This window comes from Holdemanella sp. MSK.7.32 (assembly GCF_024460475.1).
In the GTDB taxonomy this organism is placed as follows: domain Bacteria; phylum Bacillota_I; class Bacilli_A; order Erysipelotrichales; family Erysipelotrichaceae; genus Holdemanella.
Genome location: NZ_JANFYN010000052.1, coordinates 1 through 13979, shown reverse-complemented (window position 1 = coordinate 13979; position 13979 = coordinate 1). Strand labels below are relative to the sequence as shown.

The 13979-nt window shown below is 35.7% G+C and carries 12 protein-coding genes, 1 tRNA gene and 1 riboswitch; of the genes, 3 read left to right on the top strand and 10 right to left on the bottom strand.

Annotated elements, in window-relative coordinates; all coding sequences use genetic code 11:
- Positions 1-63: 63 nt before the first annotated feature.
- The 7 genes from NE544_RS10375 to NE544_RS10345 all read right to left on the bottom strand — a co-directional run bounded on the left by NE544_RS10375 (position 64) and on the right by NE544_RS10345 (position 7450).
- Positions 64-603: a nucleotidyltransferase family protein gene (locus NE544_RS10375; RefSeq protein ID WP_118116345.1), complete on the bottom strand. Its 540-nt coding sequence runs from the start codon at positions 601-603 to the stop codon at positions 64-66.
- On the bottom strand, positions 596-2872 hold the full coding sequence (locus tag NE544_RS10370; protein WP_256269279.1) for a xanthine dehydrogenase family protein molybdopterin-binding subunit: 2277 nt from the start codon (positions 2870-2872) through the stop codon (positions 596-598). The genes NE544_RS10375 and NE544_RS10370 overlap by 8 nt, the downstream gene beginning before the upstream one ends.
- On the bottom strand, positions 2865-3326 hold the full coding sequence (locus NE544_RS10365; protein WP_118116342.1) for a (2Fe-2S)-binding protein: 462 nt from the start codon (positions 3324-3326) through the stop codon (positions 2865-2867). The genes NE544_RS10370 and NE544_RS10365 overlap by 8 nt, the downstream gene beginning before the upstream one ends.
- Positions 3316-4065: a xanthine dehydrogenase family protein subunit M gene (locus NE544_RS10360; protein ID WP_256269278.1), complete on the bottom strand. Its 750-nt coding sequence runs from the start codon at positions 4063-4065 to the stop codon at positions 3316-3318. The genes NE544_RS10365 and NE544_RS10360 overlap by 11 nt, the downstream gene beginning before the upstream one ends.
- Positions 4066-4142: 77 nt before the next feature.
- The gene (locus NE544_RS10355; protein ID WP_256269277.1) at positions 4143-5450 is read right to left on the bottom strand and encodes a uracil-xanthine permease family protein; all 1308 of its coding nucleotides are present in this window, start codon (positions 5448-5450) and stop codon (positions 4143-4145) included.
- 57 nt (positions 5451-5507) lie between these two features.
- A riboswitch (purine riboswitch) is annotated at positions 5508-5609 on the bottom strand.
- 32 nt (positions 5610-5641) lie between these two features.
- Positions 5642-6556 carry a sugar phosphate nucleotidyltransferase gene (locus NE544_RS10350; RefSeq protein WP_118116820.1) on the bottom strand — a complete coding sequence of 305 codons (915 nt, stop codon included), beginning with the start codon at positions 6554-6556 and terminating at the stop codon, positions 5642-5644.
- A 69-nt stretch (positions 6557-6625) separates the two neighbouring features.
- Complete coding sequence (locus NE544_RS10345) at positions 6626-7450, bottom strand: DegV family protein (protein WP_256269276.1); 825 nt, start codon at positions 7448-7450, stop codon at positions 6626-6628.
- 149 nt (positions 7451-7599) lie between these two features.
- On the opposite strand from NE544_RS10345, the gene NE544_RS10340 reads away from it, so the two are divergent.
- From NE544_RS10340 to NE544_RS10330, 3 genes are all read left to right on the top strand, one after another.
- Positions 7600-7675, top strand: a tRNA-Glu gene (locus tag NE544_RS10340).
- A 152-nt stretch (positions 7676-7827) separates the two neighbouring features.
- Positions 7828-9192, top strand: a complete 1365-nt coding sequence (locus NE544_RS10335; RefSeq protein ID WP_118011833.1) for a sodium-dependent transporter — start codon at positions 7828-7830, stop codon at positions 9190-9192.
- Between the two features lie 65 nt (positions 9193-9257).
- Positions 9258-9797, top strand: coding sequence for a TIGR00730 family Rossman fold protein (locus NE544_RS10330; protein WP_256269275.1), 540 nt, complete (start codon positions 9258-9260; stop codon positions 9795-9797).
- A 21-nt stretch (positions 9798-9818) separates the two neighbouring features.
- Here the strand turns inward: NE544_RS10330 and NE544_RS10325 are convergent, their stop codons facing one another.
- Genes NE544_RS10325 through NE544_RS10315 form a run of 3 tightly spaced genes read right to left on the bottom strand, consistent with a single transcriptional unit; the run spans position 9819 to position 13778 of the window.
- The gene (locus NE544_RS10325) at positions 9819-11672 is read right to left on the bottom strand and encodes a PTS mannitol transporter subunit IICBA (RefSeq protein ID WP_256269274.1); all 1854 of its coding nucleotides are present in this window, start codon (positions 11670-11672) and stop codon (positions 9819-9821) included.
- A gap of 23 nt (positions 11673-11695) precedes the next feature.
- Positions 11696-12457, bottom strand: coding sequence for a DeoR/GlpR family DNA-binding transcription regulator (locus tag NE544_RS10320; protein ID WP_118116105.1), 762 nt, complete (start codon positions 12455-12457; stop codon positions 11696-11698).
- Between the two features lie 58 nt (positions 12458-12515).
- The gene (locus tag NE544_RS10315) at positions 12516-13778 is read right to left on the bottom strand and encodes a zinc-binding dehydrogenase (RefSeq protein ID WP_256269273.1); all 1263 of its coding nucleotides are present in this window, start codon (positions 13776-13778) and stop codon (positions 12516-12518) included.
- Positions 13779-13979 lie beyond the last annotated feature (201 nt).

Sequence of the window (13979 nt, the reverse complement as noted above, 5' to 3'; positions counted from 1 at the left end):
AGATATTCTATCAGATTTTAAAAAGACTGTCGACAGTCACTTTGTCAACAGTCTGTACAGAGGCTAAATAGCCTCTGTTTTTTCATCTATATCCATAAATTCTTCTTCCAATAAAGAAACCGTTAAATACGTATCATCACCAATGATTTGTTTTGCCCCTTTATCATTACACAATTGTTTTGCCCTATCATAATACCTTTTTGGGAGCAACATAGGATTACATAAAATACCATTATACTCACAAATCACAATATGCTTTCCATCTTGAATTGAAACCATTTCCCTTAACGTGTCCAATTTTAAATATGGCATATCCGCAACCATCAGTATGCATGCATTATTTTGACAAGCGCCCACACCTAGAGCAATAGAATGACCTTGACCATATTCAGGATGATCATTCATAACAACACGATAACCTAATACTTCAGACATTTCTTTGATTTCTTCATATTGTGTAACTACAATCACATCTGAAAAAAACACCGCCTTATCAAACGCATATTCAATAAGTTTCTTACCATGAAATTCATACAGAAGCTTATTTGAAACAAAGCGCCTGGAAAAACCAGACGCTAAGATAATCAAAGAAATATTATTCATCTTCTTTTCCTAATAAGACTTTTTCAGCAGTAATAGGCAAAGTACGAACCTGCACCCCTGTCGCATGTTTTATTGCACTAGCAATTGCACTTGTTGGCGTATTAATAACAACTTCACCAATGGATTTTGCACCAAAAGGACCATTGTCTTCATAGCTGCTTTCAAACTCAACACGAACACTTGGAACATCTACTCTTGTTGGCAACTTATACTGCAAGAAGTTACGATTACGCATCTTACCCTCATTTGAGTACGTGATATCCTCACTTAAAGCCATACCAATACCTTGTACAATACCACCTTCAGCTTGTACTCTGGCAAGATTTGGATTGATAACTGTACCACAATCAACAACAGATACATAATCATGAACTTTGATTTCACCCGTTAGCTTATCTACATCCACTTCGGCAATACCAACCATAAATGGAGGTGGACTAGTAGGCGACATGTGAGAGTCACTGGCAATCAATGCTTTTGCGATACCACCATTGAAACATGTATCCGCAAAATCAGCCAAACTCATTTCATGCGTATGATCTAATGTATAGATTTTCTTACCATCAAATTCAATATCTTCTTTATCCACATTAAAGAATCCGGCTGCCGCTTCTAAAATAGAATTTCTTAACTTTTCACAAGCCTTTACTACAGCCATACCCGTTACATACGTTGTACTTGAAGCATAAGAACCCGTATCATAAGGTGCATGGTCTGTATCCAATGAACTAGTGACAACTTGATCTACATCACAATCCATACATTCCGCAACCATTTGAGCAAGAATCGTATCACATCCTGTACCCATATCTGTAGCACCGATACTTAATGTATAGAAACCATCATCCTGTAGTTTAATTTCAACAGAACCTACATCAAGACCCGAAATACCACTACCTTGCATAGATAAAGAAACACCTAAACCACGAACAAAATCACCCATATCACGTCTTAAAGGTTTATTCTTGTAGTCAATCATTTCCATCGCTTTTTCTAAACAACGATCCAACGCACACGCATTCAATTCTTCATTATAATATTGCGATAACACTTCATTTTCACGCGTCATATTTTTAAAACGGATTTCACAAGGATCCATATTCAATTCATCAGCCAATTCATTAATAATGGATTCAACCGCAAACTGACCTTGCGTAGCCCCATACCCTCTATAAGCACCAGCACGCATTGTATTTGTATAAACTACATCATATGTAAAACGACTGGCTTTAACATGGTTATATAAAGGCAAAGATTTATGTCCTGCCAAACCAATTGTAGTTGGACCATGCTCTCCATAAGCGCCTTGATTTGATAATGTATATAAATCTATAGCTTCAATCGTACCATCTTTTTTAGCCCCAATACGAACATGCATCTTCATTTCATGTCTTGAGTTACTAGCCGCAAAAGTTTCTTCACGAGTATAGACAATCTTACTTGGCTTTTTAAGTTTCCATGTAACAAATGCCGTGAAGATTTCACAACAAGCCGTTTGTTTAGCGCCAAATCCGCCACCAATTCTAGGCTTGATTACATTGATTTTTGACTTTGGAATTTCTAAAGCATTACTTAAAATTCTTCGAACATGGAAAGGAATCTGTGTAGAACTTACACAATTTAAACGACCATATGTATCAATGTAACAATATGAACGCATAGTTTCCATCATTGCCTGGGCATTGGCCTTTGTATGATAATCTCTTTCTAAGACCACTTCGCAATCATTTAATACTGCATCCACATCACCAACAACACTTTCGCCACTGCTGACAATATTACGCTTTACATCATTACCAATCTCACAAAGACACTTATAATCGTCTTCCTCATGAACCACAATTGCATTATCAATAGACTTTTCAAAATCTAACAACGGTTCTAATACTTCATAATCTACTTTGATAGCTTTCAAAGCACGATCTACACAATCCTCATTAGCTCCCGCAACAATTGCGACTTCATCGCCTACATAACGAACTACATTTTCTAAGATTCTACGATCATATGGACTTGGTTCAGGATAAGATTGTCCTGCAAGAGTAAAACGAGAAGTTGGAACATCCTCATACGTATACACAGCTTCAATTCCAGGAATTCTTTTCGCAATGGAAGTATCAATACTTCTAATTTTTGCGTATGCATGTGGACTTCTTAAAAGCTTAACAATCAAACAATCCTTAGGTGCTAAATCATCACAATATACAGGTTGCCCTGTAACTAAAGCCATCGCATCCTTTTTGATGACACCTTTTCCTACACTATTCATGATTTTCACCTCGACTTAAATACGCCTTGATTGCACGCATCTGCGACATATATCCAGAGCAACGGCATAAATTTCCAGCTAAATAAGCACGAATTTCATCATCACTTGGATTCACTAATTCTTTTTCCATTGCCAAAACATTCATAATAAATCCAGGTGAACAGAAACCACATTGTTCAGCGCCTTGTTTAGCCATAAACATACCGAATTCACCCGCTTCTTTTTGAAGTCCTTCAAGTGTCGTAATTTCATGACCATCACATCGAACAGCTAATGTACTACAAGAAAGAATTGGCGTTCCATCCTTCCATACTGTACACAATCCACAGTTTGCGGTATCACACCCTCTTTTCACGCTGTAACAACCATGATCTCTTAGCCAGTCAAGCAATAAAGTTTGTGGCTGTACATCATCCTGAATCAATTTTCCATTCACTTTAATTTTAACCAACATAAGACTCTACCTTTCTCAATAACTTCTGTGTTAATCCCTCAACAAGTTTTTCTCTATATTCCTTGCTTCCGCGCATATTGTCTGCACAATATACATCGAAATCAATATGATCTAAATCACAATTATAAACTTTCGCAATGGCTGGTCTTGCACCAAAACAGAATCGGTAGTGATCTGCATACTTTGTACAAGATGCATTTAAAACACTTAAATCCGTAGCACTCCTTCTTACAGAAACAAAGGCACTCGGCAAATTTGTCTTCTTCACATAAATATATTCCACAATATCCTTTTCATATGGAAGACGCACAAATTCTTCAAGTGAAATACGCCCATGTTTATGTGTTTGTACATCACACTCTAAACATAATAAGCTACAGATGACATCACTAAAACTAAAACGCGAATATATACTTCCTCCAACTGTTGCTAAGTTTCTTAATTGTACACCTACAATATCTTTTACAGCATCTCTAAACACATAACAAGTTGCCTCATTGAAAGCTTGATGCGTTTCTAATTGACGCAAAGTCACCATAGCACCAATTTTGAATTCTACATCATCCTCTTCAATTTGATCCAAACCTAATTTGCTTAAATCAATAGCGGTCGGAATCTGAATATCTTCCATCTTCAACCAAATCATACCGCCTAGAATCATATTCTTTTTATTTTTCGTTAGTAGCGCATACGCCTCATCTAAAGATTCTGGCGATGCATAATTCATTATTCTTAACATAATGGATACGCTCTCTTTCTTTACTAAAATTTTAACACAAAAAGAAAGTGTTAAACACAATGTTTAACACCGATTTGTTAGTCTTTTTTACCAGGCAAAATTAAATTTAATACGGTTGCGATCACAAACGTCATAATAATTCCGTTTTGTGCAAAAATATTTCCAACCCAACTTGGTAATTGTGCTAGAACTGTAGGTACTTGTCCAATACCAATTCCAAGACCGATTGCCAAGGCAATAATCAAAGTGTTTCTTTCATTGAATTCAACACGCATCAATGATTGAATACCACTTACCAAAATACTCGCAAACATAATAACGGCAGCTCCACCAAGTACAGATTGAGGCATAACTGCAAATAAAGCACTTAATTTTGGGCAGAAACCGCAAAGAATCAAGAAGATAGCTCCTGTCATAATTGTAAAACGGTTAACAACTTTAGTCACTGAAACCAAACCAACATTTTGAGAGAATGAAGTATTTGGCAAAACTCCAAACAATGAAGCAACGACAGAACCTAAACCATCTGCCAAAACGCCGCCTTGTAATTCTTCAGAAGTTGCTTCACGATCTAAACCACCATTTGTGATACCAGAAACATCTCCAACTGTTTCAACCGTTGTTGCGATAAACATAATTCCCATCGCAATAATTACTTCCAAATTAAATTCCATCTTCACTGGCATAAAAGTTGGAAGTGCAATCCAAGAAGCGGTTTGAACTTGCGTAAAATCAACCATTCCTAACACAATAGCCAAGATATATCCAGCAATAATACCGATCAAAATCGAAGCATTATTCACAAAACCTTTAATTTGTTTGGCGATAATAATTACCAAAATAACAAATGTACCAACCAATAAATGTTTAGGATCCCCAAAATCAGCAGCACCACTACCTCCACCAAAATAATTGATACCAACAGGAAGTAATGATAAACCAATGGAAATGATAACTAAGCTAGTAACAACAGGTGGGAATAATTTTCTTAACGGTTTAATAAAGAAGCCTAAAACCATCTCAAATAAACCACCAATTAAACTTGCTCCCATCAATGCACCATAACCATATAAAGCTCCCATAGCTTTGGCAGTTCCAATAAATCCAGAACTTGTACCCATAACGATTGGAAGCTTCGCACCAATTTTCCATACTGGATACAACTGAACTAAAGTAACAGCTCCCGCAATAAACATCGCATTTTGAATCAATGCAGATTTTAAATCTGGCGATAATCCAAGCATTCCTGCAATAATCAATAATGGGCTGATATTTCCAAGAAACATCGCCAATACGTGTTGAATACCTAAAGGCAATGCCTCTTTTAAAGGTACAACACCATCAAGTTCATATATCGAACCTTTTTTCACATCTTCTTTTCTCATTCTTTTCCTCCGAAAATAAAAAAGTCTCGTACAAAAACGAGAATCAACGCGACACAATAAAAAAGTAGGTTGATTCATAGTCCCTGAATTTACGGTTTAGGGGTAGAAACATCGACACCGTATTAGTCGATATATACGAAACACGTTAGGATTATATCATTAATTAAACAAAAAAAATAGGACAAATCGTCCTATTTCCATAATTTTTCAGGATATACACCATCTTCAATTAATTGTTTAAAGGCGTTTTGTACATATTCCTTATCTTCAGCATATGTTACACCAAACCATTTATCATGCGTTTCAAGTACCTTCACATTGATACGATCTTCCCTCAATAATTCAGCCACAATATTTGGAAGCAAATACTCCTTCTTCATCGGATTATCTGAAATATTTGATAAGAACGTACTAAAATCCTTTTCTAAATAGTCTAAGAAATCTGGATAACCAGCCCACATATTCATAGAAACATTACTTTCTGGTTTTGCCCAAGCCTCTACTTCCGGATTATCACATACGATTTTATCCCCTTCAGCCTTGATTCCAGTTGTTTCATAAACTTCTTTTAATAAATTATTATCATCCACTTTACATACACCACGAGTTACAGTTCCATTCTCACTTAAAGTGTTCTTTAAAATGAATCCAGCCATGCCCATGTCAAATTCTTTTCCCATTTTCGCATGTTCAACCAAGAAATCATGTAACTTCACAAATGCTTCTTTTCCATAATAATCATCCGCATTAATAATCACATATGGTGTATCTACAACACTTTTCGCACATAGTACAGCCTGACCTGTTCCCCAAGGTTTTGTACGACCTTCAGGACAAGTAAATCCTTCTGGTAAATCATGAATATCTTGGAATACATATTCTACATCCATATAATTTTGGATACGATTACCTATTACTTCTTTAAATTCCTCTTCAATATCCTTACGAATAATAAACACGACTTTATCGAAGCCAGCTTCTTTGGCATCATAGATTGAGTAATCCATAATGATTTCTCCATTTGGACCCATTTTAGCTAACTGTTTGATTCCACCACCAAAACGAGAACCAATTCCAGCCGCCATAATAATCAATGTTGTTTTCATATTATCAAAAACTCTCCTTGTAAATCAGTATATTTATTATACTAAAATGAATACATTTTCACAAGTTGACTATAGTTTAGATACGAAACAAACACCAAATGCATTTGGTCCAATATGAACACCAATTGTTGAACCAATACGAACACGATTCACATCTAAATCCAGTTTTGATTCTAATTTTTCAACATTCTCTAAACCATATGAATACAATGTATAAACTGGATACAATGTATCAACAATATCTGACTGCATCTTTTCACATACAACACTCGTTGCCTTATTTACTCCACGTGTCTTACCGGCAACCACAACTTCTCCATGGTCTACACAAATAATTGGTTTAATACTTGCTAAAGTTCCAATAGCTGCTGCAGTCTTAGAAATTCTTCCACCCTTAGCCAAATATTCCAATGTATCCAAACCAGCATAAATATGAACTCGTTCTTTTAATTCTTCTAAACCAGATACAATATCTTCTACACATCTATTTTCACCAATCCAGTTTATTGCCACTTCACATAGTAAACGAATTCCAGCAGCTGCTATTAATGTATCTACAATATAGATATTCTCATAATCCACCATATCTTTTGCCAGACAAGCACTCTGATATGTTCCACTTAGCTTACTCGATAAAGATAAACAAATCAATGTTTCTTGTTTCTTCTTCACTTCTTCAAAGATATCTAAAAATTCTTGTGGTGAGGGCTGTGATGTTTTAAAGAATTCTTTTGAATTCATCATCTTCTCATAAAACGTTTCCGTATCAATATCAACACCATCCAAATAATTCTTTCCTTCAATCTGAATTTGTAATGGCACAAAATATAAATTTTTATTTCTAATCTCTTCTTGTGTATAATCACTTGCTGAATCTACTAATAATCGAATCATATTTTTCTCCTTAGTTAACTTAATTAACTGTTCACATTATATACTATTAAAACTTTCTGTCAAATATTTTAAAAAAAATACTTGCATTAATTAAAATCATGTAGTAATATAAGTGAGCACTTGTCAAGAAAGACGAGTTTCATATACATGGCGCGTTGGAGAAACGGTTAACTCACATGCCTTTCACGCATGCATTCACGGGTTCGAATCCCGTACGCGTCACCATTTTTCAAACAAAGTCCGAAAGGACTTCTTTTTTTATCCAAAATAGTTTTTTTCAAAAATATTAAGAAAATTTCACAAATTTTTTTCATTAATTTGCGTAAACCCTTTCATAGATGATATAATCTAAATCATTGAGAAAGGGTGTTTATATTATGCACAATAAACGTAGTACATTTTCAGGCAAATTAGGATTCGTCTTATCGGCTGCTGGAGCTAGTGTTGGCCTTGGTAACATTTGGCGATTTCCTTATTTAGCCGCAAAATACGGAGGAGGAATCTTCCTACTTATTTACATTGTTCTGGCCTTAACTTTTGGTTATACAATGATCATAGCCGAAACAACACTAGGTAGAATGACAAAGAAAAGTCCAGTGGGAGCTTTTCATACTTTCGCAAAAACAAAATTTGCGTCATTTTCCGGATGGATTAATGCCATTATTCCAATTTTGATTGTACCCTATTATTCTGTAATCGGAGGATGGGTCATCAAATATTTATTTGAGTATTTAAAAGGTGATGCAAAATTACTTGCGACAGATACATATTTTTCAAACTTCATCTCAAACGGAGTATCTACAGAAATATGTTTTATACTCTTTACTTTCTTTACACTCGCCATCATTTATGCAGGTGTTCAAAACGGAATTGAAAGAGTATCCAAATTTATGATGCCAGTTCTTGTCGTATTATCTGTAATCATTGCAGGATATTCAATCAGTCGACCTGGCGCATTTGAAGGTGTCAAATATTTCTTGATTCCTAATTTTGATAATTTTTCATGGATGACCGTAGTTAGTGCTATGGGACAAATGTTCTATTCATTATCCATTGCGATGGGTATCTTGATCACATTTGGTTCTTATATGAAAAAAGACGTTTCCATTGAAGGTTCAACAGAAAACGTAGAAATTTTCGATACAGCCATTGCGATCATGGCAGGATTGATGATCATTCCAGCTGTATTTTCTTTTTCAGGTGGAAACATGGAAACATTAAAAGCTGGACCATCCTTGATGTTCATCACAATCCCTAAAGTATTCGCAAGTATGGGACTAGGCACAGGTATCGGTATCATTTTCTTCTTGTTGGTGTTATTTGCAGCTATCACAAGCTCTATTGCACTAACCGAAAGTGCTGTTTCCACATTCCAAGATGAATTACATTGGTCTAGAAAAAAATCTACAATCATTTTAGGCATTATTATGATTGGGTTAGGAACACTTTCATGTTTAGGTTATGGTCCATTGTCAAACGTAACAATCATCGGAATGCAGTTTTTAGACTTCTTTGATTTTTTGACAAACTCAGTCATGATGCCAATTGCTGCCATTGCGATTTGTATCTTTGTTTCAAGAGTTGTTGGATTAGAAAAAATCGAAGAAGAAATAACACAAGATGGAAATTCATTCAAGCGTAAGAAAATATTCAATTTCATGATCCAATACTTATGTCCAATTTTCGCATTCATAATTTTATTAAGTTCGATTGCGAACGCATTTGGATTCATAGCCATGTAAGCTTAGCTTGTGCTAAGCTTTTTTTGTGCACACTTTTAATGTAAACTAATTACAGGAGGTAGTTTATGAACATTACAGTATATTTAGGATCAACCTATGGAAATGACCCAGACTTTAAAACAAAAATAATAGAATTAGGTACATGGATTGCCAAAAACAATCATACATTAGTGTTCGGCGGATCTAAAACCGGATTAATGGGAGAACTTGCCAACAGCACATTAAATGCAGGTGGCAAAGTAATTGGTGTAGAAGCACAAATGTTTGTGGATGAAGGTGTGCACATGGATAATCTTACCAAGTTATACATTGAAAAAGACATTGCCGATCGAAGAACAAGAATGATTGAACTTGGCGATGCCTTCATTGCCTTTCCGGGAGCAACTGGAACATTAGAAGAAGTCAGTGAAATCTTATCAAAACTTTCACTGTACCAACTTGAATGTCCATGCATTTTCTATAATGTGAATGGATATTACGATCATTTAAAAGCATTCCTACAGCACATGATTGATTGTGAATTATCCACACCAAAGCAGCAACAGAATGTATATTTTTTAGATTCATTAAATGAAATCGCAAGCATATTAAAGGACGAGAATTGATCATGATCTCGTCCTTCTTTATTATGATAATTGTTTTAATATCCACTCTTTATCATTCGTTGTCTTCATTTTATTAAGTACAGCTTCATCTTCAAGGGCCAAACATATTTTAGATAACACTTCCATATGTTCTCCACCCTTACCTGCAATACCAATCACAAGCTGTGCTTTTTCATCCCCAAACTGAATTCCATCTGGATATTGAAGCAATACGATACCTGTTTTATGAATCACATCATCACCATGTGTAGTGCCATGAGGAATAGCCAATCCCATACCAATATAAGTAGTTACTAATTCTTCACGTTCTAACATAGCCGGTATATAAGCACCATCCACATAGCCTAATTCTCTTAATAACTTTCCTGCTTCTGTAATCGCTTCTTCTTTGGATACAGAAGGAAGGTTTAATTTAATTCCATCCAATTGAATAACATCTTCTTGAACCGGTTTTATTTCGTCCTCTTCCTTAACTGCTTCTGTCATAATCGAATCTCCAGTCGACAACTGGAAGAACAAATTATCTAAAGCTGGATCTGCCAAGAAGTTTGATATTGTAACTATTTTCGCAAAAGGTGCAGATTTTTTTGCACGCTCTACCAAAGTTTCTTGTACGACCGAAACATCACAATCCACTGGAATATTATCCACAGAAGTATTCATTACCGTTAAGTCTGGTCGCACACCTTTTAAACGGTTTCTAAATTTAGTAGCTCCCATTGCACTAGATCCCATACCTGCATCACACGCGAATACGATTTTACGAACCAAAGAAACATCTAATAAAGCTTCACTTCTTCCTTTACTTTCAGCTTTCATAGACTGCACCTTTTTACTAGCTTCATCCAAATTCTTTTCCCCAGCAAGCTTAACAATTGGGCTTGCCACCAAGAATGATACGCCAGCCGCAATCAAAACACCTAATGCTGTCATGAACACAGAGCCTTTTTCTGCCATAGACAAGAAAGCAATAATTGAACCTGGACTTGATGGACCTTTCAATCCAATATTGAAAATAGAGTAAAATGCAATTGCACAAATATTCCCTAAAATTGGAGCATCAATCACAACTGGATTCATCAAAATATATGGAAAATAAATTTCATGAATTCCACCTAAGAAATGGATAATAATAGCTCCAGGCGCAGAATCTTTCGTTGCTTTATCTTTCGCAAATAACCAATAAGCTAATAGTACACCTAAACCAGGACCTGGATTAGCCTCCAACATATACATTATGGATTTGCCTGTTTGTGCAGCTTGTTCAGCTCCAATTGGTGTAAATATTCCATGGTTGATCGCATTGTTTAAGAATAAAACCTTAGCCGGTTCAATAAAGATTGCTACCAAAGGAATCAATCCTTTATTTACAAGTATATCAACTCCATATGTTAACACAGTCAAAACACCTGTCATAAAAGGGCCAATAATATAGTATCCTAATATCGCAATCAACATACCTAAAATACCGACAGAGAAATTATTGATCAACATTTCAAAGCCAGCAGGCATATGTCCATCCATCATTTGATCAAATTTTTTAATTACCCAGCCAGAAAATGGTCCCATAACCATAGCTGCCATCAACATAGGTTGTCCTTGGGTTCCACCAACACCGGCAATACATCCAATAATCGCAATCGAGCCCATCACAAGTCCACGATCACCGCCAGCCATTCTTCCTCCGGTTGCCGCAATTAATACTGGTAATAAATAAGTCAACATATATGGTTGAATCGATGCCAATTGTTCATTTGGCAACCATCCGTCCGCAATAAATAAAGCCGTTATAAATCCCCAAGCGATAAAAGCACCAATATTGGGCATAACCATCGCAGATAAGCTTTTACCAAGCTTTTGAAGAGTTGTTTTCATAATTGTCCTTTCTTAGGACTTCTTTAATATACAGATAGTCCTCGTTTTTCACATTCTTGTTTAAAACTATCTGAAAGTAACGAATCACTGATCAACACGTCCACTTGATCTAAATCACAAATTGTATATGTACCCTTTCTTTCCACTTTGCTAGAATCCATTAACACAATCACTTTTTTAGATCTTTCAATTGCCTTTCGCTTTAACTCACAATCCTCTAAAGATTCACATGTAAACCCCGTATCTTTTGCATAACGAGTTACACCAATAAACGCAACATCAAAGTTGACCTTATCTAAGCAGCGAAGTCCATCCATTCCATTCACACTAAAACTTTGCATATTTAGATTTCCACCTGTCACAAACACTTTCGATTTAGAAAGTTTTGCCATCTCTATAGCACACGTTAAGCCACTTGTATAAAAAATATTATTTTGATTATTTAAAACATGTGCCAACATTGTAGTCGTACTGCCTGAATCCACAAAAATTGTCTTAGCTGGTTCTACAAATGATAATGCCTTTTGCGCTATCTCTTTCTTTTCGTTTACATTCCGTCCGTAACGAAGTTTTAATACATCATCATTTCCAGAAACCACATCCATAGATTTGGCTCCCCCATGAATTCGAACAATTCTTTTAGCTTGATCTAAATATTTTAAATCCGTACGCAATGTCATTTCAGACACAGAAGGAAATTTTTCTTTTAATTGTGTAAAAGTTACCGTTTGGTTTTCATTCACAAACTCTACAATTTCGTTTCTTCTTTGATCCATTACTTCCATACAATACCTCCTGTATTTACTGTATTTAGTATACACAAGATTCTCGGTTTAATAAAATCTATTCTTGTTCAAAATGAGCCAATAAATATTCTTCGGCTTCAGGACACCACAATCCCTTATGCGCATCTACAATATCTGCCAACGCAGTATATCGATCATCTTTTTCTCCCATTTTTCTTAAATCTGTCAATGCAACCAATGGCATATTTAAATGTGTATAAATTAGTTTCTTACCACCTGGAATTTTAGGTAGATTCAATGTTGTTTCAGCTGCTGCATTCAAACCACCAATATGCGTAACCATAACAGCTGGATCAATACGATTTTCTGCTGTTAAGCGTAAAGATTCAATCATATCATCTGTATTTCCACCTGTAGTTCCCATTACGTGTGTTGAGTTATAGTGAACATCATAGAAATTCATTCTTGCACTAAACTGTTTGTCCGTAGGTCCCGCAAAGAAATTTAAACATCCATCACGACCTAATACAGCGCTTGACAATTCCACAACCGCTTCAACCGGTGCATAACAGAATACATCATCAAAACCAGTTCCACCTGTAATTTCTTTTAAGCCGGCTGCAGGATCTTCCATCTTTCCTGTATTCACGAAATGCAATTCAATTCCATCAGCTGCCGCTTCTTCAACCGGGAATAAGTGAGCTGCTCGATCTAATCTTTCTTGATTTACGTCCGCAACCACTACCATTTTAGGGCGAATATCTCTATGCAACGCATATGTTAATGCGCCAAGTCCCATAGGGCCTGCTCCTGCAAGAATCGCAAGTTTTCCATCTTTCTTAATTCCCATTTCATGTTTATACACACCCATATGTGTATGATAAGCTGCATTAAACGCTCCAATCGAACATGACATTGGTTCAGCTAAACTAGCTTCATAATACGCTTTACCTTTATATTCAAGTAAACATCCTAGCTCCATTACTTCAGCTGGAATAATGCAGTAAGTTGTATCTCCACCAAAAAATTCATAAGAATAACCAGGTGACCACATTGTTCCTTTATAGTTTAATGCTGGTTGTAAAGTAAACTTCATTCCCGGTTTAAATTTGTCTTGATGCTTAGCACCAACCTTAACAATATCACCTGCCATTTCATGTCCCATAATAGCTGGATGATCCGCAACATCTTCATGAACACGTTTATGATTCACTCCTAAGATGGCACATTTGTAAGTTGACATACAGACACTGTCTGAGACAACCTTTACTAAAATCTCATCTTCCTTAATTTCTGGTAATTCAAATTCGTCTAATCTTAAATCATTAGCTCCATGTAATCGCACTGCCTTTGCTTTCATTTTAAAAGTCTCCTCTCTCTGTAAATTGTTGTTTCAAAAGCTACATCTACATAGTAACCGAATTATTTGAATTGTCAACTGTTATTTCAAAAATATTTCACTTGCGAAGCAACAATAAAAGGAGTATCCTATAATCAGATAAAGAAAAGGAGATCATTATGATTTATACAATTACTTTTAACCCCTCTTTAGACTACGTTA

Coding starts and splice junctions, on each gene's coding strand:
- NE544_RS10335 (WP_118011833.1), top strand. CDS start 7,828: ATGCACAATAAACGTAGTACATTTTCAGGCAAATTAGGATTCGTCTTA.
- NE544_RS10375 (WP_118116345.1), bottom strand. CDS start 603: ATGAATAATATTTCTTTGATTATCTTAGCGTCTGGTTTTTCCAGGCGC.
- NE544_RS10370 (WP_256269279.1), bottom strand. CDS start 2,872: ATGAATAGTGTAGGAAAAGGTGTCATCAAAAAGGATGCGATGGCTTTA.
- NE544_RS10315 (WP_256269273.1), bottom strand. CDS start 13,778: ATGAAAGCAAAGGCAGTGCGATTACATGGAGCTAATGATTTAAGATTA.
- NE544_RS10350 (WP_118116820.1), bottom strand. CDS start 6,556: ATGAAAACAACATTGATTATTATGGCGGCTGGAATTGGTTCTCGTTTT.
- NE544_RS10330 (WP_256269275.1), top strand. CDS start 9,258: ATGAACATTACAGTATATTTAGGATCAACCTATGGAAATGACCCAGAC.
- NE544_RS10360 (WP_256269278.1), bottom strand. CDS start 4,065: ATGTTAAGAATAATGAATTATGCATCGCCAGAATCTTTAGATGAGGCG.
- NE544_RS10365 (WP_118116342.1), bottom strand. CDS start 3,326: ATGTTGGTTAAAATTAAAGTGAATGGAAAATTGATTCAGGATGATGTA.
- NE544_RS10345 (WP_256269276.1), bottom strand. CDS start 7,450: ATGATTCGATTATTAGTAGATTCAGCAAGTGATTATACACAAGAAGAG.
- NE544_RS10355 (WP_256269277.1), bottom strand. CDS start 5,450: ATGAGAAAAGAAGATGTGAAAAAAGGTTCGATATATGAACTTGATGGT.
- NE544_RS10320 (WP_118116105.1), bottom strand. CDS start 12,457: ATGGAAGTAATGGATCAAAGAAGAAACGAAATTGTAGAGTTTGTGAAT.
- NE544_RS10325 (WP_256269274.1), bottom strand. CDS start 11,672: ATGAAAACAACTCTTCAAAAGCTTGGTAAAAGCTTATCTGCGATGGTT.